Consider the following 26,892-nt stretch of genomic DNA (forward strand, 5'->3'; position numbering starts at 1 on the left):
ACAGTTCAGTACCCGCCCCACTGGGCCAGGAGGTCTTCCTGGGGTTGCGGTGTCCGGTCCCGCAACGGTCCGACCGGGGTGTCGACGCCGTCCGCGACGGCTTCGAGCAGCCGCACCATCGCATCGAGCAGTCCCTGTGCTTCCTCCGGCCGGTACAGATCCGGGAGATATCCGAGGTGGAGGCCGAGCGTGGTGGTGTCGAGCCCCGGAACCGCCTGCATGCGCAGGGGGTAGTGCGTGGCGTCCTCGCTGTCCCCGCCGGTCAGGTGGAGACCGTCGATGCCGTCGGCCCGGCCGAGCAGTGAACTCGCCTCCAGTGGCGTGTTCTTGACCACCGTGGTGGTGTCGAAGAGGGGCCCCGCCCCGACGAGCCGCTGGACGTCGCCGAGCCCGAGATGGTGGTGGGCAAGGAGCGCGGACTGCTCCTCCTGGACCCGGCCGAGCAGGGCACCGATCGATTCGTCCGCGACGATACGGACGCGGACCGGCAGGGTGTTGATGAAGTTGCCGACCATCCGCTCGACGCCGGGGACCTCGGCCGGCCGGCCGGAGACGGTCGAGCCGAACACCACGTCGCTGCGGCCGGTGAGTTCGGCGAGCACCACGCCCCAGGCCCCCTGGATCGCGGTGTTGAGCGTGAGCCCGCGGGTGCGCAGCCTCGCGTGCAGCCGTGCCGTGAGCCCGGCGGAGAGCTCGGTGCGTACCGACTCCTGCGCCCGCTCCTGCGTCTGCCCGGAGCCCGGCGCGACCAGTGTGGCCGTGGACCCCGAAAGGGCGGCGGACCAGGCCGCCTCCGCGCCGGGACGCTCCTGGGCGGCTAGCCACGCGAAGTAGGCCCGCAGCGGGGGCGGTTCGGGCAGGGACGAGTGGGCGCCCCGCTCGGCGTACAGCGTGAACAGCTCCTCGACGAGTACCGGTACCGACCAGCCGTCCCACAGGATGTGATGGGCCGTCAGGATCAGGTGGTGGCGTTCGCCGGGCAGCTCGACCAGGAGCATCCGCAGCAGCGGCGGGGCCGCCAGGTCGAAGGTGAACTCCCCTTCCCGTGCGGCGAGTTCACGAGCCGCCTCGTCGGTGGAGGCCCTCTCGTACCGCCACGGCAGCGGCACCTTGCCGTGCACCACCTGGACCGCTCGCCCGGTGTCCTCGTGCCGGAATCCGGCGCGCAGCGCGGGCTGGCGGGCCAGCAGCCGCTCGGCGGCGGCCCGCAGGGCGTCCGCGTCCAGCGGGCCCGCCAGCTCCAGGGTGAGCCGGGTGGTGTACACGTCGGGGCCGTCCCCGTCGTCACCGCTCAGCAACGCGTGGAAGAGGAAGCCCTCCTGGAGCGGGGTGAGCGGCAGCACGTCGAGGATGTCGGGGTCGGAGCGCCTCAGCAGCTCCGTTTCCTCCTCCAGGCCGGGGAACGGCCCGTCGAGGCCGGGCGTGTCCGCCCACGGGACCTCGGCGGCCACGTCCTCGGCCACGGAGGCCAGGGCCGCGGCCGTGCGGTGGGCGAACACCTCCCGCACGGAGAGGGCGAGCCCGGCCTCGCGGGCCCGGGACACCAGCTGGATGGCCATGATGCTGTCGCCGCCCAGGTCGAAGAACGAGTCGTCGGCCCCGGCCGACGCGACCCCCAGCACCTCGGCGAACAGGGCGCACAGCACGGCCTCGCGCCCGGTGGCCGGTGCCCGCCCGCCGTCGCCGGTGCCGAGCTCGGGCACGGGCAGCGCCTTGCGGTCGACCTTGCCGTTGGCGGTCAGCGGCAGCGCGTCGAGCGGCACGAACGCCGACGGCACCATGTAGTCGGGCAGGGTGGCCCCGAGGAAGGTGCGCAGTGCCAGGCTGCCGGTGCCCTCGCCGACCACGTACGCCACCAGGCGCCTGGCCCCCGGCTGGTCCTCGCGGACCAGGACGACGGCCTGTTCGACGCCCGGATGGGCGGTGAGCGCCGACTCGATCTCGCCGGGCTCGATGCGGAAGCCGCGGATCTTCACCTGGTGGTCCGCGCGCCCGAGGTAGTCGAGGTTGCCGTCGGGCCGCCACTGTGCGAGGTCGCCCGTGCGGTACATGCGCGAGCCCGGCTCCCCGAAGGGGTTCGCCACGAACCGGTCGGCCGTCAGGTCGGGCCGGCCGAGGTAGCCGCGGGCCAGGCCCGCACCGGCGATGTACAGCTCGCCGGGAGTGCCGGCCGGTACCGGCTTGAGGTGGCGATCCAGCACGTACAGGCGGGTGTTGGCGATCGGGCGGCCGATCGGAGCGAGCACCGGCCCCGCCAGTGGGGCGCTCATGCTCGCGCACACCGTCGATTCGGTCGGTCCGTACGCGTTGACCATGCGCCGCCCCCGGGACCAGCGGTCCACCAGATCGGGCGCGGTGGCCTCGCCCGCCACCACCAGGGTCGCGCCGGGCGGCAGCGCGTCCTCGGGCAGGACGGGCAGCGCGGACGGCGGCAGGGTCGCGTGGGTGACGCCGTGCTCGGCGATCAGCGCGGCGAGCGTCGGCCCCGGAAGCAGTTCGTCGGCGTCGCCGAGCACCGCACGCGCGCCGGTGAGCAGCGCCATGCACAGCTCCCACACCGCCGCGTCGAAGCTCGGCGAGGCGAAGAGCAGCACCCGGCTCGCCGGCGTGACGGCCAGCCCCGCCGCCTGTCCCGCGATCATGGAGGCGATGCCCGCGTGGGTGACGACGACGCCCTTGGGGCGGCCGGTGGAGCCCGAGGTGTAGATGACGTAGGCCGCATGGCGGGCGTCGCGGCGCACGGTCAGGCCCCTGCCCGAGCAACTCCCGTAATCCGTACGGTCGATGAGCAGCCGGGGCGCTCCGGTGTCCGCGAGGCCGGCCGCCGCCACCGCGCTGCTGGTGACGACCAGGGCCGGGTCGGCGTCCCGCAGCATGTAGGCGACCCGGTCCGCCGGGTAGCCGGGATCGACCGGCAGGAACGCGGCCCCCGTCTTCAGTACGGCCAGCTGGGCCACCACCAGCTCCACCGACCGGTGCAGCGCGATGGCCACGAACCGTTCGGGGGCGGCGCCGCGCCGGGCGAGCAGCCGGGCGAGCCGGTTGGCCCGGGTGTTGAGCTCGCGGTAGGTGAGCTCGGTGCTCCCGTGCACCAGTGCGACGGCGTCCGGGGTGCGGGCCACCTGGGCCTCGAAGAGCCCCGGGATGGTGAAGTGCCGTCCCGCGGACGGGACATCGCTGTCGTTCCAGCCGTGGACGAGCTGGGCGCGCTCGGCTGCCGGGAGCACGTCGAGCCGGCCCACCGTCGTACCGGGCGCCTCGGCGAGGGTGGCCAGGACGCGCAGCAGCCGCTCGGCGACCGCTTGGGCCTGTGCCCCGGTCAGCAGGTCGCTCTGGTGGTCGAGACGGAAGCGCAGGGAGCCGTCGTCGTCCGGCTGTGCGACCAGGCCCAGCGTGTAGTGCACCGCGTCATGGCCGCCGACCGAGGCCAGCGAGAGGCCCGATCCGGCGGTGGCGGCGGCCAGCGCCGACACGTCGAGCGGATAGTTCTCGAAGACCATCGCCGTGTCGAACAGGGCTCCCAGACCGCCGAGTTGCTGGATCTCGGCGAGGCCGAGGTGCTGGTGGCCGAGGAGTGCGGACTGCTCCCGCTGCATGCGGGCCAGGAGCGCGGTGAGGGACTCGGCGGGGTCCAGACGCAGCCGCACCGGCAGGGTGTTGATGAACAGGCCCACCATCGACTCGACGTCGGGCAGCTCCGGCGGCCGGCCGGACACCGTCGCGCCGAACACCACGTCGTCGCGGCCGGTGAGCCGGGCCAGTACCAGCGCCCAGGCGCCCTGCAGCACGGTGTTCAGAGTGAGTCCGGCATCCCTGGCCCGCTCGGTGAGCGTGGCCGCCACCGGCGCCGGCAGCGCGAACTCCAGCCGCTCGGGCACCCTTGGAGTGCGGTCGTGGTCCGACTGCCGCACCAGGGTGGGCTCTTCGAGGCCGGCGAGCGCCTCGCGCCAGGCGGCCCGCGCGGCCTGCCGGTCGGCGGCGGCCAGATGGGTCAGGAAGTCCCGGTAGGGGCGCGGTCGGGGGAGCCCGGAGGGGTCGGCGCCGGCCGCGTACAGGGTGAGCAGCTCACGGATCAGGACCGGCATCGACCAGCCGTCGAGCAGCAGGTGGTGGTTGGTCAGGAGCAGCCGGTGGCTGTCCTCGCCGAGCGTGACGAGGGTGAAGCGGAACAGCGGGGCCCGGTCGGGCTCGAAGCCCAGGGCGCGCTCGGCGGCGGCGAGCGCGTCGGCCCCCTCCGCGCGTTCGCTCTCCGGCAGATCAGTCAAGTCGACCTGGTACCAGGGCAGTTCAAGCTCCCCGGGGACCAGCTGGACGGGCCGGGCCAGGCCCTCGTGGTGGAACTCGGCGCCCAGGTGCGGATGCCGGTCAAGGAGGGTGCGGGCGGCCGACCGCAGCAGGGCGGCATCGAGCGGGCCGGTCAGGTCGAGCCGGAGCTGCGCGGTGTACACGTCCCCGTCGCCGGCCTGGAGGCTGTGGAAGAGCAGCCCCTCCTGGAGTGGTGCGAGCGGCAGCAGGTCGCCGACCGGAGGCCGGCGCCGCTCCAGGAGTTCGATCTCCCGCTGGGACAGGACGGCCGGGGCGACGTCCGACGGGGTGCGCCCCCCGGCCCCCGGCCGCGAACCGCGGCGGGCCAGGTCCCGCAGGGCGTCGAACCAGGCCGCGGCGAGCGCGGCCACCTCCGACGCGTCCAGCACTCCATCCGCCCAGGTCCAACTGGCCACCAGCTCGGGCCCGTCGGGGCCGTCCTGGGTGAGGGCATCGAGGGCGAGGGAGTGCCCGAGCGGCATGTCGTCCGGGCCGCCGGGAATGCCGTCCTCGATCCTCGGCACCACCGCCCAGTCGGTGAGCGTGCCGGGAGCGGCGAACCGGCCCAGGTAGTTGAACGCGATCCGCGCCCGGCCGAGCCCGGCGAGCCGTTGTGCCGTCGCCGGGTTGAGGTGCCGCAGCAGCCCGTAGCCGATGCCCCGGTCGGGCACCGCGCGCAGCTGCTCCTTGACCGCCTTGAGCGCCGCGCACGGATCGTCCACGGTGCCGGCGTCCAGGCGTACCGGATGCAGCGTGGTGAACCAGCCGACCGTACGGGAGAGGTCGCTGCCCGCCAGCGCGGACTCCTCGCGGCCGTGGCCCTCCAGATCGACCAGGACCGGCCCGTCGCCGCCGCCCCGCCAGGCGCGGTGGGCCAGCGCGAACGCGGCGAGCAGGACGTCGTTGACCTCCGCGTGGAAGGCGGCGGGCACGGTGGTGAGCAGGGCGCGGGTCACTTCGGCGGGCAGTCGCAGCGTGAGGCGGCCGGCCGTGCCGAGCACATCGGTCGCGGGGTCCGGCGGCCGGCTGCCGAGCGGCGCCGACGGGCCGGTCAACACCTCGGTCCAGTAGGGGAGTTCGGCCTCCCGCTCGGGCGAGGCGGCGGCTTCGGTCAGCCGCCGGGACCAGGTCCGCAGGGAGCTGCCCACCGGCTGGAGCCGGGGGATGCGGCCCTGCGCCACGGCGGCCCAGGCCTGGGCGAGGTCCGGGGCGAGCACCCGCCAGGACACTCCGTCGACCACCAGGTGGTGAAGGACCAGGACGAGCAGCCCGGACCCGGCCTCGGCCCGGTCGCACCACACGGCGCGCACCATGCCGCCGGCCGTGTCCGGCGCGAGCGAGGCGAGCGCGGACCGGCCCTCGGCGGCCGCGAGCGCGTCCAGTGCGGCCTCGTCGAGGCCGGTCGCGTCCACCCGGCGCAGACATCCGGCGGCGGCGACCGAACCGGCGGGCCCGACGAAGAGCGTGTCCGCGGTGCGCCGGGCGCGCAGCGCGTCGTGATGGTCGAGCAACGCCTGCAGGGCCGCGGTGAGCTGGGGGAGGGTGAGGCCGGCCGGTACCCGCAGCACCATCGACTGGTTGTAGCCGGCCGGCAGACCGCCGCGTCCGTCCGCCCAGCGCATCACCGGAGTGAACGGGATCGCGCCGAGGCCCGCGTCCGGCGCCTCGGCCGGCCGCTCGTCCAGGGGCGTCGCGGCCTCGGCGAGTGCGGCCGGGGTCCTGAGCCGGAACACCTCGCGCGAGCTGAGTCCGAGCCCGGCCCTGCGGGCCCCCGACACCAGCTGGATCGACATGATGCTGTCGCCGCCGAGGTCGAAGAAGGAGTCGTCCACACCGACCCGCTCCACCCCGAGCACGTCGGCGAACAGCGCGCACAGCACCTCCTCGGGTCCGGTGCGCGGCGCACGGCCGGCGGCCGAACCGAGGTGGACGGGCGCGGGCAGCGCCTTGGTGTCGAGCTTGCCGTTCGCCGTCAGCGGCAGCGCGTCGAGCGTCATGAACGCCGAGGGCACCATGTGGGCGGGCAGCGCCTCGCCGAGGGCGGCCCGCAGCGCGGGTTCGCCGAGTCCGGCGCCGGCCACCGGGACGACGTACGCCACCAAGCGCTTGTCTCCGGGACGGTCCTCGCGGACCACCACGGCCCCGCTCGCCACCCCGGCCAGCGCCAGGAGCACGCTCTCGATCTCACCGAGTTCGATGCGGAAGCCGCGGATCTTCACCTGGTGGTCGGAGCGGCCCAGGTATTCGAGACCGCCGTCGCCCTGCCACCGGGCGAGATCGCCGGTGCGGTACATGCGGGTGCCCGGCGCGCCGAACGGGTCGGCGACGAACCGGTCGGCGGACAGGTCGGGACGGCCGAGGTAGCCACGGGCCAGACCCGCGCCCGCCACGTACATCTCGCCGCGCTCGCCGACCGGGACCGGCCGCAGCGCCGAGTCCAGGACGTAGATCCTCAGGTCGGGGATGGCCCGGCCGATGAGGCTGCGGGTCTGGCCCGCGGTGTCGTCCGCGCCGAGCACCAGATGGCTCACGTGCACGGTGGTCTCGGTGATGCCGTACATGTTGACCAGGACGGCGTCCGGGTGCGCCCGCTGCCAGGGCGCGAGCCGGCCGAGGTCCAGCGCCTCACCGCCGAACACCACGCGGCGCAGGGCGAGTTCACCGACCGGGTTCTCCGCATCGGCCTGCATGAGCTGGTAGAACGCGGACGGCGTCTGGTTGAGGACGGTGACCCGCTCGGTGGCGAGCAGCGTCAGGAACTCCTCGGGGGCGCGGCTCACGGCGTGCGGGACCACGACGAGCCGGCCGCCGTGGAGCAGCGGACCCCACAGTTCCCACACGGAGAAGTCGAAGGCGTACGAATGGAACAGCGTCCACACGTCGTCGGGCCCGAAGCCGAACCAGTGCGAGGTGGCGGTGAACAGGCGCACCACGTTGCGGTGCGGGATCACCACGCCCTTGGGGCGGCCGGTGGAGCCCGAGGTGTAGATGACGTACGCCGGACGGTCCCCGGACAGTGGCGTGGTGCGGTCGGCGTCGGTGAGCGGCGCCGGGTCCGCCGCGGCGAGCTGTGCGATGGTCGCCCGCGCGTCCAGGACGAGCAGGGGGACCTCGGTGTCGGGCAGGCCGGGGCGGGCCGCCTCGGTGGTGATCACCAGGGTGGGGGTGGCGTCCTGCAGCATGTAGGCGAGCCGGTCGGCCGGATAGTGCGGGTCCAACGGCACGTACGCCGCACCGGACTTGACCACCGCGAGCAGGGCGGTCACGAGCTCGGCGGAACGGTCGAGTGCGACCGCGACATAGCCTTCGGGGCCGGCGCCGCGGGCCGTGAGCAGCCGGGCGAGACGGTTGGCCCGCTCGTCGAGCTGTGCGTACGTCAGGTGGGCGGCGCCGTCGGTGACGGCCACCCGGTCGGGGTGCAGCGCGGCCTGCTCCTCGAAGAGCGCGGCGAGATGGCGTTCCTCGGCCGGCACCTCGGCGTCCGGCGCGGTCCACTCCACGAGCAGCCGGTGGCGTTCCTCGGCACTCACCAACTCCACCTGTCCGAGCGGGAGTTCGGGGTGGTCGAGGGCGGCGTGCAGGAAGGTGAGGAAACGGTCCTGGTGGACGGCGGCGGCCTCGACGTCGCAGGCGCCGGGCGCCGCGTCGAAGTCGATGCGCAGGCCCTGCTCCTGGCCCAGGTCGTAGATGCCGATGGCGAGGTCGTCCACCGGGCCGTTGCTCAGGTTGTGCTGGACGGTGGGGTGCCCGCCGAAGCCGAGGCCGGGTGCGAACGCCATGATGTTGACCATCGGTCCCGCGATGCGGTGCTCCGAGTCGCCGCCCGACACCGCGCGGCACAGGTCCTCGTACCGCGGCAGCTGGTGCTTCAGGCTCGCCCGCACCTGGTCGCGCACCGCGCCCACCAGGCCGGTCAGGGGCACGTCCGGCCGCACGCCGACGCGCAGCGGCACGACGTTGGACGACATGCCGGGAGTGCGGCGGGTCAGCTCGGTGGTGCGGCCGGTCACCGGCAGCCCGAGCACCAGCTCGTCCTTGCCGGACACCCGGTGCACATAGGCCGAGACCAGCGCGATCATCAGCATCGTCCAGGGCGTCCGGGCGGACCGGGCCACCGTGCGCACCCGCTCGGCGGTCTCGGCCGACAGCCGCACGCTGCGGCGCACGAACGGGATGCCGGCGAGCTCCGGGTCCGCGCTGCGGCCCTCGGCGAGCCGCGGGGTCTCGGGCAGCCCGGCCAGCCGGTCCGCCCAGTACGCGCCGTCGTCGGCCGCCTCCTGCGAGGCCCGGTACGCGGCGTCCTCGTGGAGCAGCTCGGGCAGCGTGCCGAACGGGCCCGGCCCCCACTCCTCGCCGGCCAGCGCCCGCTCGTACAGCTCGGCGAGCCGGGCGTCGAGCAGGGCCGCGCCCATGCCGTCCATCATGATGTGGTGGTAGCGCTGGTAGAAGCGGAAGCGGTCCTCGGCGACCTTGAACAGCGCCACCGTGTAGAGACCGCCCGCCGACAGGTCCACGGGCCGTGCCAGGTCGTCGTCCATCCAGCGCCGGGCGCTGCCGTCCGGGTCGGCCGTGCCGCTCACGTCGAAGAACCGCAGGGCGCGTGCGCCCGGCTCCGCGTCGAGGAGCTGCCACGTCCCCGACTCGTCGTGCTCGATCCGGGACACCCTCAACGCGTCGGCCTCGCAGGCCAGTTGGTACCAGGCGGCGGCGAGCAGCGCCGTGTCGAGGGGGCCGTGGACCTCCTTGTACTCGGCGACGTTGTAGCGGCGGCCCGTCGGGTCGAGGTCATGGGCGAACCAGATGCCGCGCTGTGCGGCGGACAGCGGGAGCCGGGCCGGTCCCGGAGTGCGGTCAGACATGGGAGGGCCCCGCCGTCGACGCGCGCAGGCTCAGCGGACGCAGGTCCGTCCAGCGCTCGTTGATGTAGGCCACGCAGTCGGCGCGCCCCGCGCTGTCGAGCGCGACCGTCCAGCCCTCAGGAACCTCGGCGAACGCCGGCCAGAGGGAGTGCTGCTCCTCGCCGTTGACCAGGACGTGGAAGGTGCCGTCCTGGTCGTCGAAGGGATTGTTCGCCATGGGGAAGCTCCTTGGGGTGTGGTGGTCGTCAGCGGGCGGCCGGTACGGGGGCGAGTCGGTCGGTGAGCCGGGCCATCAGCTCCCGGGTCGCGGTCTCCAGGTAGAAGTGACCGCCGGGTATCTCCTGCAGGTCGTACGGCGCGGTGGTGTACCGCTCCCAGCCCTCGGCGTCGGCGCGCGTGCAGTGCGCGTCGTGCGAACCCGCGATCGCGGTGATGGGGCAGGTCAGCGGGGCCCCGGGGCGGTGCCGGTAGGTGTCGATGAGGTGGAAGTCGCCGCGCAGTACGAACAGGGCCAGCTCGCGCAGCTCCTCGTGGGCGAGCAGTGAGGCCCCGGTGCCGCCGAGCCCGGCGACGTACCGCAGGAGCCCCTCGTCGCCGCGGTACTCGGGACCGAGCGGCTCGCAGGCGTGCGGCGCCTTGCGGGCCGAGGCGATGAGCCGGGTGAGGGCCGGACGCAGCCCGCCGGGCAGTGCGCGGGCCACCTCGTAGGCGACGGTGGCGCCCATGCTGTGGCCGAAGAACGCCACCGGACGGTCGAGCAGCGGGGCGATCTCGCCGGCGATGTCGTGGACGAGGGTGTCCATGTCGGGTGCCGGATCGGACATGATGCGGTCCTGGCGGCCGGGGTACTGGACCGCGGTCACCTCGACGGACGGCGGCAGCAGTTCGGCCCAGCCGCGGAACGCGCTCGCGGCGCCGCCCGCGTGCGGGAAGCAGATCAGCCGCAGGGCGGCCGAGGGGCGCGGCGCGAAGGTGCGGAACCAGGCGCTCATGCCGCCACCGTCCGCCCGGTGAACGGCTCGGCGGGCGTGTACGGCTCGGCCATCGCGACGGCGATCCGGCGCGGGCCGGTGAAGGGCTCCCTGCCGTGCGCGGCCAGCATGTTGTCGACGATCAGCACGTCGTCGGTGCGCCAGTCGAAGCGGGTGGACGCGGCCCGGTAGCAGGCGCGCAGGTGCTCGGTCACCTCCGCGGGGATGACACCGCCGTCGCCGTAGTAGGTGTTGCTGGGCAGGTCCTCCTCCCCGAACAGTTCGAGCAGGCCCTCGCGCACGTCGGCGGCGAGCGTGGTGTGGTGGAAGAACGCGATGTGGTTGAACCAGACCCGCTCGCCGGTCACGGGGTGGACGTGCACGGCCCGGCGCACGCCCCGGGTGCGCAGCCCGCCGTCCGCGTTCCACTCGAACCCGAGCTGCTTGGCACGGCAGTTGGCCTCGACCTCGGCGCGGTCCTCGGTGTTGAAGACCTGCCGCCAGTCGACGCCGAAGCCGTCGTGGAAGTTGCGCACGACCATCCAGCCGCGCCGCTCGAACTCCTCGCGGACCGCCGGGTCGATCAGCCGGTATATCGCGCGGGTGTCGGCGAGCGGGGTCGCGCCGAGGGTCTCCGGTTCGGCGACGCAGTGGAAGTAGAGGAGCTTGGGCCAGGACGCCTGGTAGGAGTTCTCGGTGTGCAGGAAGATCTCCTCGGCCGGCGGGTAGTCCGTCGAGGTGTAGACGTTGCCCTTGATGGTGGAGCGGGGCGAGGAGCGCTCGGAGTACTTCAGAGGCTCTCCGGACAGCGCCCGCACCACGTCGGCGAAGCCGTCGACACCTCCGATGCCGAAGCCGCGCAGCAGCACCGCACCGTGCGTGCCCAGCTTCTCGCGCAGCAGCGCGGACTCCTTGCCGATCAGTTCGGTGACTCCGGGGCTGCCGGGCTCGCGCTCCAGGACGAACGCGAGTGTGTCTGCGGTCATCGGTTTCTCCCTGCTTTCGGGGGTGGGGCCGTTTCCGCGGGCACATGAAGAACCCCCGGCCGGATCACTCTCCGGCCGGGGGCTATACATCTTCGATACGCGCTCTTGCGGGGGCTACGTCCGGTCGGCGCCCACCGCCTTCAGGACGCCGTCGTTGAACTCGCCGTTGGTGAGCACCACGAGCCCGCTGCCGCGGTGCAGCCGGCACATCGAGACCGCCTGGTAGCCGCCGGGCGAGCCGCCGTGCCCGTATTCGACGTCGTCGCCACCCGCGTCCACGATGGTGCCCAGGCCGTAGAAGCTGTCACTGTGCGGCGTGAGCAGCTCCTTGGCGGCTCCGGGCGAGAGCAGGGCCAGCGGACGTCCCAAGTAGGAGCGGCGCAGCTCCAGTTCGAGCCTGGCCATGTCGGCGGCCGTGGTCCACAGGCCCGCCGCCGCGCGCTCCGGCTGGATCAGCCAGCCGCCCTCCAGGGGCACCCCCCGCTCGTCGTGGCCGAGCGCCACCGGGCGCCGGGAGCGCTCGGGGAACGCCTGGTCGAAGCTGGAGCCGCTCATCGCGAGCGGGTCGAAAACCAGGCGCCGCATCAGCGCCTCGAACGGCTCGCCGGTGACGTCCACCAGCAGCTGCTCCAGGACCGAGTAGTGCGCGTTGGACTTGCGGAACCCGGCCCCCGGCGCCAGCTCCGGCACCGCGGTCCGGCGCAGCAGCCCGAGCAGCTCCGGTACCGGTTCGCCCTTGCGCACCCCTTGCCGCGGGGTCTCGGCGAGCCCGGCCAGATGGCTGAGCAACTGCCGTACGGTGACGGGTTGTTCGGCCTCGGGGAGGCGCCAGGTCCGCAGGTACGCGTTGGCCTGCGCGTCCAGGTCGAGCACGCCTTCGTCGACCAGACGCAGGACGGCGACGGCCGTGACGTGCTTTCCCCAGGAGCCGGCCTGGAACAGGGTGTCCGGCGTGACGGGCTCGGCGGAGCCCGTGGCGAGCGTTCCGATGCCGTCGAGGGCGACCAGTTCGCCGCCCTCGATCACGGCGAGGCTCGCACCGGGCACCCCGCTCGCCGCGAGCGCGGCGAGCACGGCCTCGGGATCGACCGTACGCTCCGGACCGGGGGCGACCGGGACCCGCGCGGCGTCGACGGCCGCGGCGAGCGCGGCCAGCGTGTCGTGCTGGTACAGCAGGAACAGCGAGAGCGCGAGCCCGGCCCGGCGGGCGGCCGAGATCACCTGGATCACCAGGATCGAGTCGCCGCCGAGCTTGAAGAACCCGTCCTCGCGGCCGACCTGCTCGATGCCGAGGACCGCCGACCAGATGGCCGCGATGCGGCGCTCGGTGCCGGTGCGCGGCGCGCTGTGGGGCCGGTCCCCGCCCGTCCACACGGCCGGCTCCGGCAGAGCCTTGCGGTCCACCTTGCCGTTCGGCGTCAACGGCAGCGCGGGCAGCGTCACGTAGCCCGCCGGGATCATCGCCTCGGGCAGCACCCGGGCGAGCCGCTCGCGCAGCGCGGCCGGGTCGGGGGCCGTGCCGTCCGCGGACACGAGGTATCCGATGAGCTGCTCGTGGCCCAGCGGCCCGCGCCGGACCGCGACCGCCGCGTCGGCGACGGTGTCCAGGGCCGCCAACGCGGCCTCGATCTCGCCGAGTTCGATGCGCACGCCCCGGACCTTGACCTGGTGGTCGACGCGGCCGAGGAACTCGATGGAGCCGTCCGCGTTCCAGGCGGCCACGTCACCGGTCCGGTAGAGCCGGCCGCCGGCGGGCCCGAACGGGTCGGGCAGGAAGCGCTCGGCGGTGAGCGAGGCGCGCCCGCCGTAGCCGCGCGCGACGCCGAGGCCGCCCGCGTACAGCTCCCCGGGCACGCCCACCGGCACCGGGGCCATGTCGGCGTCCAGGATGTGGAGGCGGGTGTTGCGCACCGGCCGGCCGATGGCGACCCTGGCCTCACCGACCGGGTCGCCGCAGCGCAGGACGGCGTGCGTGATGTCGTCCGAGCACTCGGTGGGCCCGTACGCGTTGACCATCGCGACGGCGGGGAAGCGGGCGAACCAGCGGCGGCACAGATCCGGCGGCAGCGCCTCACGCGTCACCAACAGCCACCGCAGATGCGGGAGTTCGAGGCCGATGAGTCCCGCGTCCCACGCGTCGAGCGCGGCCCGCAACAGCGAGGGAACGACCTCGAGCACGGTGATCCGCTCCTCGGCGGTCCGCCGGAACAGGGCCTCCGGGTCCACCGCCGCGCTCGCGCCGACGACCCGGGTGCGGCCGCCGACCACGAACGCCGACAGCATCTGCCACACCGAGATGTCGAACGCCATCGAGGCGTTCTGGACGACGGAGTCGGCCTCCGTGAGCGCCAGGTCCTCCACCTTGGCGAGCAGGTGGTTGGCCATGCCGCGCCGGGTCACCTGCACGCCCTTGGGAAGCCCGGTGGACCCCGAGGTGTAGATCACGTACGCGAGGTGGTCGGGCTCGGCGAGCGGCAGGGGAGTGGTCGCGGGCCGGTCCGCCCAGGTCTGCGTCGCGTCCAGGCGCAGGGTCGTCAACTCCACGCCGTCAAGGCCGTGTTCGGTCAGCAGCACTCGCGCGCCGGAGTCCTTCGCCATGTAGGCGAGGCGTTCGGCGGGCAGCTCGGGGTCGAGCGGCAGGTAGGCGCCGCCCGCCTTGAGGACCGCGAGGACGGCGAGCACGGTGGCGGGGGAGCGCCGGGCGTGGATCGCCACGACCGTGTCCGGGCCGACGCCGAGTGCCCGCAGCTGGTGGGCCAGCCGGTTCGCGGCGGCGGCGGTCTCCGCGTAGCTCAGGGCGGCCCCGTCGGCGGTGAGCGCCACCCGCTGGGGATGCGCGGCGGCGAAGCGGTCGAGCTGCTCCTCGACGGCGACCCACTCGGGTGCCCGTCCGGTCTCCGTCCAGCTGCCGAGCAACTCCCGCTCGCGCTCGTCCAGATAGGTCGCCCGCGGGTCGCCGAGCGGGGAGGCCGCCATCGAGGCGAGGACCGCCCGGTACATCGCGGCGATCCGCTCACCGTGCGCACGGCTCAACACCCGTGAGTCGGCGGTCAGGTTGAGCCCCTCGCCGCCGGTCGCCACGCTCAGCGCGAACTCGGTGGTGGTCTCACCGACGCTGGAGGCGGCGTCGATCCGCTCGCTGTTGAAGATCCGCAGATCGTGGTAGTTGAACAGCACGTCGATCTGCCGCTCGGCGCCCGGCGCCTCCCGCTGGATCGCGGCCATCGGATAGCGGCGGTGGCTCCACAGGTCCACCTCGCGGGCGAAGACCCGCTGGACCAGCTCGTCCCAGGTGCGGGCCGTGCGGTCGTGGGCGAACGGCAGCGTGTTGAGGTACATCCCCAACACCCGGTCCGCGCCCAGGACTTCGGGCCGCACGTCGACGACCAGGCCGGTGTGGAAGGACGGCTCCTCGGTGAGCTGGCTCATCACCTTCAGATGCGCCGCGAGCAGCACGCTCTTGAGGGAGACCCGGCTGCGCGAGGCGAAGGCCCGCAGCGGCTGCTCCAGGTCGGCGAGCCGGACCGGCACCACATGGGTGCGCCGCTCGCCCTCCTCGCCCCAGCCGGCCGGCAGGCGCAGCGGGGCGTAGCCGGCGGTCACGGCCTTCCAGTACGCGCTGTCCGCACCGGAGTTCAGCGACTCCAGCTCGCCCGCGACGAAGTCGGCGTACCGCACCGCGGGAGCGTGGTGGGGCGCGGTGTCGCTCGCGGCGTCCCGGATCTCGCGGTAGCAGTCGACCAGCTCGGTGAGCAGGGCGAACTGGCCCCAGCCCTGGGTGATCGCGTGCGGCTGGCTGAAGGTGACCCGCCACGCGGTGTCGCTCTCCAGATGGGCCGCGATCCGCAGCAGCGGCGCCCGGGTCACGTCGAAGCGGTCCCCGCGCTCGGCCGCGAGGAAGGCCGCGAGGGCCGAATCCTGGGCGGCGGCGTCGTGGTCACGCAGATCGACGACGCGCACCGGCACCTCGACCCGCTCGTGCACGAGCTGCATCGGCACCGAGAAACCGACCAGGTCGAACAAGGTCCGCAGCACGTCGTGGCGGGCGGTGACCCGCTCGACGGCCGAGCGCAGCGCCGCTTCGTCGAAGGGCCGGTCGTCGGTGACCCGGATGGAGACGCACTGGTGGTAGGTGGCGCCGCCGGTGTCGGCGAGCATCTCCACCAGCATGCCGAGCTGGAGCTGGGAGGCCGGATAGGCGTCGGTGAGGCGGTCCGGGAGGAGGTCCCGGTCCTCGGCGCCGATCAGGGCGAACGGCGCGACCGCCGTGATGCCGTCGGTGAGGACCGGCCGTTCGGCGACGGCCGCGGTGAGGCCGGCGACGCTGCGGTGCTCGAACACGTCGCGGACCGCGATGTCGTAGCCGGCCGCCCGCAGCGTGCCGACCAGGTTGATGGCGCGCAGTGAGTCGCCGCCGAGGTCGAAGAAGGAGTCCTCGACGCCCACCCGGTCGAGCCCGAGCACCTCGGCCCACAGCGCGGCGAGGTGTTCCTCGGCCGGGGTGCGCGGTGCCACGTAGTCGCCGGTGGCCAGCGCGTCCTGCTCGGGCGCGGGCAGCGCCCGCCGGTCGATCTTGCCCGCCGCGTTCAGCGGCAGCGCGTCCAGGACGACGAACGCCGAGGGCAGCAGCGCCTCCGGCAGCACATCGGCCAACCGCCGCCGCAGTTCGGCGGGTTGGGGCGCATCCGCGCCCGCCGGTACGACATAGGCGATCAGGCGCTTGTCGCCGGGGGTGTCCTCGCGGACGGCCACCGCGCTGTGGGCGACCCCGTCGAGGCCGGCCAGGGCCGCCTCGATCTCGCCCGGCTCGATGCGCACGCCGCGGATCTTGACCTGGTTGTCGGCGCGGCCGACGTAGAGCAGGGTGCCGTCGGTCCGCATCCGCACGACGTCGCCGGTGCGGTAGAGCCGTGCGCCCGGTGCGGCCCCGAACGGGTCGGGGACGAAGGACGCGGCCGTGCGCCCGGGCAGACCGCGGTAGCCGCGGGCCAGGCCCGAACCGCCGATGTACAGCTCACCTGGCACCCCGACCGGAACCGGCCGCATGAGCGCGTCGAGCACGTACACCGTGTTGTTGGCGATCGGCCGGCCGATGGAGATGCGGCCGGCCTCGTCCGGAACCTCCCAGCCGGTGGACCAGATGGTCGTCTCGGTGGGCCCGTACACGTTCACCAGGCGGCTCACCCGCGCCCGCAGTTCCGCCGCGAGCTCCGCGGGCAGTGCCTCGCCTCCGGTCAGCGCCGTGACGGGCGCCCAGGCGAAACCGGAGCGCAGCAGCAGGTTCCAGCCGGACGGGGTGGCCTGGACGTGGGTGATGCCGTGCCCCTGGACCAGGCGGGCCAGCGCCGCGCCGTCCTTGGTCTCCAGGCCGTCGGCCAGGACGAGGCGGCCGCCGGTGACGAGCGGCAGGAACAGTTCGAGCCCCGAGATGTCGAAGGAGACCGAGGTGAGCGAGAGCCAGACGTCGGTCGCGGTGGAGCCGAGCTCCTCGGCCATCGCGAGCAGCAGGTTGGCGAGCGCCGCGTGCGCGATGCCCACGCCCTTGGGGCGGCCGGTCGAGCCCGAGGTGTAGATCGTGTACGCCAGGTTGTCCGCCGCGCCCGGCTCCGGCACGGGCGCCTTCGAGGGCTCGGGCCACGGCAGGTCGTGGACGAGCCGCGGTCCGTCGTGCAGGCCCTCCAGGACGGGGGCGTGGGCGGCGGCCGTCACGACCGGCCCCGCCCCCGCGTCGGCGAGCACATAGCCGATCCGGTCGGCGGGGAACGCCGGGTCGAGCGGCACGTACGAGGCGCCCGTCTTCCAGGCACCGAGCATCGCGGCGACCAGTTCGGGGGTGCGGTCGAGCAGCATCCCGACGACGGACTCGGGGCCCGCGCCCAGCGCGGCGAGCCTGCGGGCATAGGCGTCGGAACGTTCCTGCAGCCAGCCGTACGTGAAGTCGCGCCCGGCGTACGACAGGGCGACCGCATCCGGTGCGGCGGCGGCCCGGGCCGCGAACAGGGCGTGGGCGGGGGAGGCGTCGCGGGCGACGGACGTGGCGTTCCAGTCCCGCAGCAGCCGGGTCCGCTCCTCCTCGGCGAGCAGATCGACCGTCGCGTCGCCGTCCGGGTCGGCGGCCATCGCCTCCAGGACTCGGCGGTACATCGCCACCAGGCGCCCGGCGTTCTCCTGGTTCACCAGGTGCGAGTCGGCGGTCACGATGATGTGGCCGACCCTGGAGGACACGGTGAGCGGGAACTCGGACGGGCTGTCGTCGATGCCGCCCTCGTGGTCCACCAGACCGGCGTCGACCTGACGGAAGTCCTGGTAGTTGAAGTACACGTCGAGCAGCCGGCGCGAACCGCCCCACGCCCGCTGGATCGCGGCCATCGGATAGCGGCGGTGCCCCCACAGGCCGACCTCGCGGGCGAAGACCTGCTGGACGAGCTCGGTCCAGGTGCGGGCCGACCGGTCGTGGGCGAACGGCAACGTGTTGAGGTACATGCCCAACACCCGGTCCGCGCCCAGGAGTTCGGGCCGCGCGTCGCACACCAGACCGGTGTGGAAGGCCTCCTCGTCGGTGAGCCGGCTCATGACAGCCAGATGGGTGGCGACCATGACGCTCTTGAGCGAGGTCCGCGCCCGGGCGGCGAGCCTGCGCAGCCCGTCCTCGAGATCGGTCCAGGTGATCGCCGCCTGGACGGTCTCGCGGGGCAGCCCGGGGTCGTCGCCCCAGCCCTCCGGCAGCCGCAGCGGTGCGTGCTCCTCGACCACTGCCTGCCAGTAGGCCCGGTCCTCGGCGCTCTCCAGCGCCGTCAGCTCCCCGGCGACGAAGTCGGCGAAGCGCACGGCGGGCGCGTCGAACGGCGCGGGCTCGCGTCCGTCCCGCAGTTCCCGGTAGCACTCGACGAGCTCCATCAGGAGCGAGTGGTGGCCCCAGCCCTCCAGGATCGGATGGCACTCGGTGACCGAGATCCACCAGCCGCCCGGGTCGTCCGTCAGATGCGCGTGGAACCGCATCAGGGACGGCACCGCGAGGTCGAAGACATCGGCCCGCTCGCGGACCGTGAACGCGCGCAGCGCCCGGTCCACCTCGGCCGCGTCGAGGCCGGTCAGGTCCGAGTGCCCCAGGGGCATCTCGGCCTCGGCGTGCACGAGTTGGAGGGGCTGCGAGTAGCCGGTCAGATCGATGGAGGTGCGCAGCACCTCGTGGCGTGCGGTGACGATCCGGCCCGCCGCGTGGAACGCCTCGGCGTCGAACGGCGCCTCGTCGCGGATCTTGAAGGTGGAGACGTTGTGGTACAGGTTGCGGCTGGTGTCGGCCAGCATCTCGACCACCATGCCGAGCTGCATCTGCGACAGCGGATAGGCGTCGGTGACCCCGGCCGGAAGCAGCGCCCGGTCCGACGCACCGATCAGCGCGAACGGCTCGACGGTCCCGGTCCCCGGGGCGAGCGCGGGGCGTCCGGTGACGGACTCGCAGAGCTGCGCCACCGTACGGAAGTCGAACACGTCGCGGACCGCCACGTCGTACCCGGCCTCGCGCAGCGCGCCGACCAGGGCGATCGCCCGGATCGAGTCGCCACCGAGGTCGAAGAAGGAGTCCTCGACGCCGACCCGGTCCACGCCGAGCACCTCGGTCCACACGGCCGCCACCCGCTCCTCGTCGGGCGTGCGGGGCGCGGTGTACGCGGACCCGCCGCGCAACGCCCGGGTGTCGGGGGCGGGCAGCGCGCGGTGGTCGAGCTTCCCGTTGACCGTAAGCGGAATCGCGTCGAGGGTGACGAAGGCGGCGGGCAGCATGTACTCGGGCAGGGTCCGGCGCAGCAGCGTGCGCAGCTCGCCGGGCTCCGGCAGACTGCCCGGAGCGCTCTCGACGAGGTAGCCCACGAGCTGCTTCTCGCCGGAGTCGGCCCGCACCTGGACCACGGCCTCGCCGACCCCGGGGTGGTCGAGCAGGGCGTGGGCGATCTCGCCGAGCTCGACGCGGTATCCGCGGATCTTGACCTGGCTGTCGATGCGGCCGATGAACTCCAGGCTGCCGTCGGGCAGTCGGCGCGCGGCGTCGCCGCTGCGGTACAGCCGGGCACCGGGCGGCCCGAACGGGTCCGGTACGAACCGCTCGGCCGTCAGCTCCGGCCGGCCCAGGTAGCCGCGGGCGACTCCCGGACCACCGACGTGGATCTCGCCCGGAACCCCGAGGGGCGCGGGGTTTCCGGCGGCGTCCAGGAGATACACCGAAAGGTCGCTGAGCGGATGCCCCACCCGATTGCCCGCAAGCGGTTCAAAGTCGCCCTCCCCGATCCGGTAGTACGTCGTGTGCACCGTGGTCTCGGTGATGCCGTACATGTTGACGAGGGCGGGGCCGTCCGGGCCGACCCGGTCGAGCCAGGGCCTCAGCTCCGGCACCTCCAGTTTTTCGCCGGCGAACACCACGGCCCGCAGGGCGAGTTCGTCGATGCGCGGGTCGCCGGCACCGGCCGCGGTGACCAGCGAACGGAACGCCGTCGGGGTCTGCGAGAGGACCGTGACCCGCTCGGACACGAGCAGGTCGAGGAAGTCGGACGGCGAGCGCGTGACGTCCTGGCCGACCACGACGAGCCGGCCGCCGTGCAGCAGCGCGCCCCACATCTCGAACACGGAGACGTCGAAGGCGTACGAGTGGAACATGGTCCACACGTCGTCCGGGGTGAAGGCGTAGTGCTCGTGGGCGGTGGTCAGCAGACGAGTGACGTTGCCGTGCTCCAGGACGACGCCCTTGGGGCGGCCGGTGGAGCCGGAGGTGTAGATGACGTAGATGGTGGAGCCGGGGCCGGCGAGCGGCTCGGGATCGCTCGCCGGGCGGGCCTCGATCAGCGCCGAGTCCCGGTCGAGCAGCACCAGTTCGGCGTTCTCGGCATCCCGCAGCGCGGGGGCGGTCGCCCGCGACGCGACGACGAGGTGGGCGCCCGCGTCCGACAGGACGTAGGCGAGCCGGTCGGCCGGGTTGGCCGGGTCGAGCGGCAGATAGCCGGCGCCCGACTTGAGGATGCCGAGCAGTGCGGGCAGCAGCTCGATGCCGCGCTCCAGGCACAGCCCGACGAGCTGCTCGGGCCCGGCGCCGAGGGCGCGCAGATGGTGGGCGATGCGGTTGGCCCGCTCGTTCAGCTCCCGGTACGTGAGCGAGGTGCCGCCCGCGGTCACGGCGAGCGCGTCGGGGGTGGCCGCGGCCCGCTCCTCGAAGACCTCGTGCACGCAGCGGTCGACGGGGGTGCCGGGGCGGTGTCCGCTCAACGCGCCTGTGGCGACGGCGAGTTCGCTTTCGCCCAGGATGCGGAGCCGGGACACGGGCAGCGCCGGGTCGGCGGTCGCCTCCTCCAGGAGGCGCAGGAAGTGCCCGGTCATCCGCTCCACGGTGGTGTGGTCGAACAGCGCCGTCGCGTAGTTGAGGGCGCCGCCGAGCGAGCCGTCGGCCCCCTCCTCGATCTGGAGGGTCAGCTCGTACTTGGCGACCCGGTCCGCCCGCTCGTACTGCTGCACCGAAAGACCGGGCAGGGCGAACGCGTCGAGGCGCTGCTCGTGCAGGGTGAACGCGACCTGGTGCAGCGGAGTGCGCGACATGTCGCGCTCCGGCTGGAGCTCGTCCACCAGGCGTGCGAACGGCACGTCCTGGTGGTCGAAGGCGTCGAGCACCGCGCTCCTGGTGCGGCCGAGCAGCTCGCCGAATCCGGGATCGTCCGCCCAACTGCCGCGCATCACCAGGGTGTTGATGCCATAGCCGATGAGCGGTTGCAGCTCGGGTCGGGAGCGGCCCGACACGACGGTGCCGACCGGGACGTCGCTCTGCCCGGTGTAGCGCGCCACCAGGACCTGGAAGGCGGTGAGCAGTACGGCGAACGGCGTGGTGCCGTGGGCGCCGGCCAGCTCGCGGACCCGCCCGGCCAGCCGCTCGGGGAAGGCGAAGCGCACATCGGCGCCCGCCGTGTCGCGGACCGCCGGACGCGGCCGGTCGGTGGGCAGCTCGGCGGGAAGCGCTCCCGCGAGGCGCGCCCGCCAGTGCGCCAGCTCCTGTTCGAGCCGGGGTCCGGAGAGCTGCTCGCGCTGCCAGGCCGCGTAGTCGGCGTACTGGACGTCGAGCGGCACCAGGGCCGGCTCCGCGCCCCGGGCCAAGGAGGCGTACAGGGTGGAGAGTTCACCGGCGAAGATGCGTGTCGACCAGGCGTCGCAGGCGATGTGGTGGAAGACCACGGCCAGGACGTGCTCGTCCTCGGCCAGCCTGATCAGCCGGGCCCGCACGGGCCATTCGGCCGCCAGGTCGAAGGGCGTGGTGACCGCGCGCTCCACGGCGTCCGCGGCCAGTGCCTCGCGGTCGGCCGCGCCCTCGCCGCTCAGATCGGTCAGCGGCAGTGCCACCGGCGTCGGCGCGTCGATCAGCTGCACCGGCTCCAGGCCCGACAGGACGTAGCGCGTGCGCAGGATCTCGTGGCGGTCGCTCACCGCCCGCAGGGCCGCGCCGAGCGCCCCGGTGTCGAGGGTGCCGCGCAGCCGCAGCACCATCGGCACCAGATATTCGGCGCTCGTGGGGTCGAGGCGGTTCAGGAACCACATCTGCTGCTGTCCGGCCGACAGCGGAAGCGGGCCTCCGCGGTCGGCGCGCGGTATTCGCGGTGCCGCGGCGGTCGCCGCCGCGCCGCCGCGCCGGCCCGCGAGCCGGGCGCGCAGGAGGTCCGCGCGGATCTCTGCGGCCGACCGGCCGCCCTGCTGCGCGGCCTGCTGTACGGGAGTTGACTCCTGGATGCTCATGCTCTCTGCTCCTCCAACAGCTCGGCGTCGGACAGCTGCTCGATCTCGGCGCGGATACGGGACTCGACGGCGTCGGCCAGACCGGCGACGGTCGGATACTCGAAGATCTCCCGCACCGGCAGGGCGATCTCGAACTCGGACTGGATCGCCGCGATCAGCCGGATCGCGAGGATCGAATTGCCGCCCGAGCGGAAGAAGTTGTCGTGCGCCCCGATCCGCGCGCCGAGCAGCTCCGCCCAGATCTCGGCGATGCGCTCCTGGAGCGGACCGGTTGCCTCGTCCCGCGGCTCCGCCTCGGCGGGGGCCGGGTCCGGCAGTGCCGCCCGGTCGAGCTTTCCGTTGGCGTTCAGCGGGATCGCCTCCAGCGCCGTGAACGAGGACGGCACCAGGTAGTCCGGCAGCAACTCGGCGCAGTACGCGGCGAGTTCGGACGCGCCGATCGGATTGCAGGCGGGCACGAAGTACCCGGCGAGCCGCACCGGGGCGACGCCGTCGGTCCGGGCGATCACCACCGCCTCGCGCACCCCGGGGTGGTCGGCGAGAACGGCCTGCGCCTCGCCGGGTTCGACCCGGTAGCCCCGGATCTTGACCTGGTGGTCGGTGCGGCCGAGGAACTCCACGTGCCCGCCGGGCAGCCAGCGCACCAGGTCACCGGTGCGGTAGAGGCGCCTGCCGCCGCCCGCGAAGGGGTCCGGCACGAACTTCTCGGCGGTCAGCTCCGGCCGGTCGGCATAGCCGCGGGCCACCCCCGTACCGCCGACGTACAGCTCGCCGACCGATCCGGTGGGCACCGGCCGCAGCGCCTCGTCCAGGACGTACATCGCCATCCCGGGCAGGGGGCTGCCGATCGGCACGACCGGCGCCTGCTCGCCGTCCGGCACCGGATGGACGCAGGTCCCGACGGAGGCCTCGGTCGGCCCGTACTCGTTGATGAGCCGGCCCGTGCCGAGCCGTTCGACCCACGCGCGGGCGAGCGGACCGGGCAGCGCCTCACCGGCCACCACGACCACTCCCGCAAGCCTGGCGGACCGCTCGGCGCTCAACTGCTGGGCCAGGATGTCGAGATGACCGGGCGTCAGCTTGAGGAAGCTGTACGGTCCCGAGGCGGCGAGGCGGTCGCCCAGCTCGCTCAGATCCATGTCCTGGGGCAGCATCACCACTCGTTGGCCCGCGAGCAGCGGCGCCCACACGTTGGGCACGGCCAGGTCGAAGGCGGTGGACGAGAACACCGCGCTGCCGCCGCTGCCCCGGGACACCAGTTCCGCGACGGCCCACCGCAGATGGTTGGCGAGGCCGCGGTGCTCCACCGCGACGCCCTTGGGCCGGCCGGTGGAGCCCGAGGTGTAGATGACGTAGGCGAGGCGGTCGAGGTCGGCGGGCAGCTCGGGTGCGGTGACGGGGAGCGCGGCGAGGGCCGTGGCGTCCGCGTCGGCGTCGGTGAGCACCAGCTCGCCCGTGAACCCCGCGAACCGCTCCCCGTACCGGGCCGCGGTCAGCACCACCGGGGCGCCCGCGTCGGCCGCCATCGCCGAGACGCGTTCGGCCGGCCACGCCGGGTCCATCGGAACGTAGGCGCCGCCCGCCTTCCACACGGCGAGCAGCGTCGCGATCAGCTCGGCACCCCGGTCGAGCAGCACCCCCACGGGCGTCTCGGGACCGACCCCCAACGACCGCAGATGATGGGCGAGTTGACTGGAGCGGGCGTCCAGCTCGGCATAGCTGACCGAGCCCGCGTCCTCCTGCACCGCGACCGCGTCGGGGGTCGCCGCGGCCTGCCGCGCGAACACCTCGTGCACGGTTTCCGTGACGGGCTCGGCCGGAGAAGTCGCCCAAGTGGACGTGAGCCGCTCCAGCTCGGCCTCGGGCAGCAGCGACACCTCGTCCAGGCGCATCCCGGGATCGGCGGCGACCGCCGCGAGCAGGCGCTGGAAGCGCTCCGCGAGCCGCTCGACGGTGGCCGTGTCGTACAGGGCGGCCGCGAACTCCAGGCTCGCGAACATCGAACCGTCGGCGTGGCGGCGCATGTACAGGGTCAGGTCGGTGTGCGCGACACCCCACATCTCCTTGAGGGTCGCGATGTCCTCGGCCCCTTCGACCGCGCCGTTGAACGACTCGTCGTGCAGGTCGAAGGCCACCTGGTACAGCGGGGTGCGCGACAGGTCGCGCTCCGGGGCGAGCTCCTCCACCAGGCGCTCGAACGGCAGCTCCTGATGGGCGAAGGCCTCCCGGGTCGTCTCCTTGACCCGCTCCAGGGCCTCGCGGAAGGTGAGCCGGCCCGCCAGCGTGCAGCGCAGCACCAGGCTGTTGAGGAAGAACCCGACCACGCCCTCCGTCTCGGCGCGCTCCCGGCCGGCCACCGGCGTGCCGACCGGCACGTCCCACTGGCCGCCGTGCGCGGCGAGCAGCGTCGCGTACGCGGTCAGCAGCGTACTGAACGGGGTGGCCCCGTGCTGTCTGCCGAGTGCGGTGAGCGCCGTGACGACCGGCTCGGGCACCGAGAAGTGGACGACGGAGCCGCGTCCGTCCCGGACCGCCGCACGCGGCCGGTCGGTGGGCAGCTCCAGCGGGGTGGAGCCCGCCAGGACCGCGCGCCAGTGGCGCAGCCCCTCGGCGATGACCTCGTCGGTGAGGCGGGAGCGCTGCCAGGCCGCGTAGTCGGCGTAGTCGATGGGGCGGGCCGGCAGGCCGGCGTCGACCCGGTCCTCGCGGTAGGCGGCGAGGAGCTGGTGGAACTCCCGCTCCAGGACGGTGGAGGACCAGCCGTCGGTGGTGATGTGGTGCATCGCCACCGTCACGATGTGGTCGCCGCCGCGCAGCCGCACGAGCAGGGCGCGCAGCAGCGGCCCGTTCTCCAGGTCGAAGCCCCGCCCGAACTCCTCCTTGAGGAGTGCGGTGAACTCGGCGCGGTCCGCGTGCAGATGGCGCAGGTCGACCCGGTGCGGCTCCGCGATGAACTGCACGGACTCGCCGTCCACCACCGCATACCGGGTGCGCAGCGCCTCGTGCCGCTCCACCAGGGCGTTCAGGGCCCGCTGGACATGGGCGACATGGGTACCGACGGGCACCTTGAGGAACATCCCGGCCACCCACTCGTGGCTGCCCGGGTTCATCCGGTCCAGGAACCACAGCCGGCGCTGCCCGAAGGAGAGCGGCAGCGGGCCGCCGTCGCGCGGCACCGCGGCGATGGGCGCCTCGACGGGCTCCGGGGCCTCGACGGGAGCGAGCAGGCGGGCCTGGGCCTCGACGGTGGTCGCGGCGAACAGCCCGCGCAGCTGAATCCGCTGCCCGGAGGCCGCCCTCAACTGGCTTGCCAGACGGGCGAGTTGGAGGGACGTGCCGCCGAGTGCGAAGAAGTCGTCGTCGAGGCCGACGGCCTCGGTCTTCAGGAGCTCCTGCCAGGTCCGCGCGACCAGCTTCTCCGCCTCGGTGCCCGGCTCGCGGCGCGCCGGACGGCCCGGCGCGGCGCCCAGTTCGGGGCTGGGCAGCGCGGCCCGGTCGACCTTGCCGTTGACGGTCAGCGGGAAGGCGTCCAGACGCAGGAAGACCGCGGGGACGTGGGTGTCGGGCAGCCGCTCCTGGAGGAAGGCGCGGAGCCCGGTGACGATCTCGTCCGAGTCGGACAGGACGTAGGCGGCCAGCCGCTTGGCGCCGTCGGGACCGGTGAAGGCGAGGACCACCGCGCCGCCGACCCGGGGGTGCGCGCTGAGCGCGCTCTCCACCTCGCCCGGTTCGATCCGTACGCCGTTGATCTTCACCTGGTGGTCGATGCGGCCCAGGTATTCGAGCACTCCGTCCGCCCGCCAGCGCACCTGGTCGCCCGTGCGGTAGAGCCGCGAGCCGTCCTTGGCGAACGGGTCCGGCACGAACCGGTCCGCGGTCTGCTCGGGGCTGCCGAGATATCCGCGGGCCACGCCGACGCCGCCCGCGTACAGCTCGCCGGGCTCGCCGACCGCGACCGGCCTGCCCTGCGCGTCCGCGACCAGCACCCGCATCCCGCCGATGGGCCGGCCGATCGGCACGGCGCCCGCGGTCTGCGCGGGCTCGAAGCGGTGCGCCGTCACATCGATGGCGCACTCGGTGGGCCCGTAGGTGTTCCAGATCTCCAGGTCACCGGCCCGCCGCAGCACGCGCTGGGCCAGCTCCGCCTGGAGCGGTTCGCCCGCCGAGAACAGCAGCCGCAGCGCGTCGCACCGCTCCCAGCCGTCCTCGTCGGCGAGCAGCCGCAGCACCGACGGCACCACCTGGAGCACGGTGACCCGCTGCTCGGCGACCGTGCGCAGCAGTTCGGCCGCGTCCCGCTCGGCGCCCGCCGGGGCCAGCACCAGGGTGCCGCCGCTCACCAGCGGCGCGAACACCTCCCACACATGGGCGTCGAAGGTGATCGCGGTCTTGTGCAGCACCCGGTCGGCCGGCGACAGCCCGTGCGTGCCGGTGGCCCAGGCGATGCGGTTGGCTATGCCCTCGTGGCTGATGACGACGCCCTTGGGGACGCCGGTCGAGCCCGAGGTGTAGATGACGTACGCGATGTCGAGGGGGCCGGCCCGGCGCACCGGGGGATCCAACTCGTCCTCTTCCAGGTCAAGTTCGGACAGGACGAGCGCCTCGGCGCCGGAGCCCTGGGCCACCGCGGCCCACGCGGAGCCGGTCACGACGTACTCGGCCCCGGCCGCCGCGAGCATCCACGAGGAGCGCGGGGCGGGCTGGGCCGGGTCGAGCGGCAGATAGCCGGCGCCCGCCCGCCAGACGGCGAGCAGCGTGGCGACCAGGTCGGTGCAGCGGGGCAGGCACACCCCGACCACCGAACCCGGCCCCACACCCAGGCCGCGCAGCCGGCGGGCCAGGAGGTCGGCGCGGGTGTCGAGCTCGGCGTAGCTGATCTCCAGTGCGCCATCGACCACGGCGACCGCATCCGGAGTCGCCGCCGCGCGGCTCGCTACGAGTTCATGAGCCAGGAGGGGCTCGCTGGGGGAGGCGCCCGTACGCGACTCGGGATTCATGTCTCTGAAGCTC

Annotated in this window: 6 protein-coding genes; all 6 read right to left on the minus strand. The window is 73.8% G+C overall.

Features of this window, described 5'->3' with window-relative positions; genetic code table 11:
* Positions 1-5: 5 nt before the first annotated feature.
* Complete coding sequence (locus IE267_RS22670) at positions 6-9,164, minus strand: non-ribosomal peptide synthetase (protein WP_189764459.1); 9,159 nt, start codon at positions 9,162-9,164, stop codon at positions 6-8.
* Positions 9,157-9,381 (minus strand): MbtH family protein, encoded by a 225-nt coding sequence (locus tag IE267_RS22675; RefSeq protein ID WP_161251992.1) that lies wholly within the window; start codon positions 9,379-9,381, stop codon positions 9,157-9,159. The genes IE267_RS22670 and IE267_RS22675 overlap by 8 nt, the downstream gene beginning before the upstream one ends.
* Positions 9,382-9,409: 28 nt before the next feature.
* On the minus strand, positions 9,410-10,156 hold the full coding sequence (locus IE267_RS22680; protein WP_167152706.1) for a thioesterase II family protein: 747 nt from the start codon (positions 10,154-10,156) through the stop codon (positions 9,410-9,412).
* A complete protein-coding gene (locus tag IE267_RS22685) occupies positions 10,153-11,121 on the minus strand; it encodes a TauD/TfdA family dioxygenase (protein WP_167152705.1) in 969 nt (322 codons plus the stop codon). Before IE267_RS22685 ends, IE267_RS22680 begins: the two co-directional genes overlap by 4 nt.
* A gap of 114 nt (positions 11,122-11,235) precedes the next feature.
* Entirely contained in the window at positions 11,236-21,882 is a 10,647-nt protein-coding gene (locus tag IE267_RS22690) for a non-ribosomal peptide synthetase (RefSeq protein WP_189764460.1), read from the minus strand.
* A complete protein-coding gene (locus IE267_RS22695; RefSeq protein WP_189764461.1) occupies positions 21,879-26,879 on the minus strand; it encodes a non-ribosomal peptide synthetase in 5,001 nt (1,666 codons plus the stop codon). The genes IE267_RS22690 and IE267_RS22695 overlap by 4 nt, the downstream gene beginning before the upstream one ends.
* Positions 26,880-26,892 lie beyond the last annotated feature (13 nt).

The organism is Streptomyces xanthochromogenes (assembly GCF_014650455.1).
GTDB classification, from domain to species: domain Bacteria; phylum Actinomycetota; class Actinomycetes; order Streptomycetales; family Streptomycetaceae; genus Streptomyces; species Streptomyces xanthochromogenes.